Origin of the sequence: Facklamia sp. P12945, from assembly GCF_050409485.1 — a bacterium.
Lineage (GTDB): Bacteria > Bacillota > Bacilli > Lactobacillales > Aerococcaceae > Facklamia.
In genome coordinates, this window is record NZ_JBNUPJ010000052.1 from 1 (window position 1) to 1,198 (window position 1,198).

Consider the following 1,198-nt stretch of genomic DNA (forward strand, 5'->3'; position numbering starts at 1 on the left):
GAGCCAATTAATCGATTAGCTGAGTCGACATTTGGAAAGATTCGTACCACTTTCTCTCTACGACGTACTTCTTGATTCAATCGTTCTAAAAGGTTTGTACTTCGTCATCGAGAGTGGGCTGTTCCAATAGCGACATATTGGAATCCATCTTTAAAACTTTCATCCAAAACTTGGCATGCTTTCGCATATCGGGCTTGTATCTCAAATTCCTCAAGGGTTTCTTGTTTTAGTTTTCGTGCTTCTTCAAGATTAGTCATTCGAAACACGGCTTTAACTTGCTCTCGAAAGAGCTGAGAATCTTTCTTTGGAATGCTGGCGAAGATGTTTCGTAAGAAATGTACTTGGCACCTTTGCCAGGATACATTCGTGAATTCTTTTTTGATGGCTGTTACAAGGCTTTTATGGGCATCGGAAATAATGAGTTTAACACCTTGTAAATGACGTTCTTTTAAGTACTCGAAGAAATGTGTCCATGTTTGTTCACTCTCACCATCTTGGATGAGAAATCCTAAGACTTCTCTTTCTCCAGATTCACTAAAACCGATGGCGATATGGCAGCTTTTAGAAACAACTCGATTATTTTCACGCACTTTAATATAAAGCACATCTGTCATGAGATAGGAATAGCTTTTCTCAAAAGGTGCAGTTTGCCATGCTTTGACAACCTCGTCTAATTCTTTAGTAAGATTAGAAACAAAGGACTTAGAGACTTGTTTACCACATAGTTCTTCGACGATTTGGCTGACTTTTCGAGTCGAAACACCTGAAACATACATCTCGAGCATAGACGCTAAAAGAGCTTTTTCAAGTCTTTGATATCTTTCAAAGATATCTGTTGAAAACTGACCATCCCTTGAGCGTGGGACACGAAGAGTAAGAGTACCCACTCGCGTTGTGTCCGTTCTATCGCAGTAGCCATTACGTTGACTCACACGTTCTTCACCGCGTTCAAACTCACCAACACCAATGTATTGATCGCGTTGGTTTTCCATCAGTTGATTAAATAACGTTGTTAGTAAGTTTTTGGCAAGATCATCAGAAACCGAACGATTAATAAGTTTTTGAATCTCGTCTGGATTAAAAGTAAAATGTATTTGGGTCATGACAGTCCTCCTGGGTATGTTTTCTTAGTCAAAAACATTGTACCGTAAAAGGACGTTTCATGACCTTTTTTACTTTTACACAATTATATGGACTT

General features: G+C 38.8%; 1 pseudogene. It reads right to left on the reverse strand.

The features are described from left to right. A pseudogene (locus tag ACQV2X_RS08720) lies at positions 1-1,103 on the reverse strand (IS256 family transposase); the annotation flags it as partial. Between the last annotated feature and the right edge of the window lie 95 nt (positions 1,104-1,198).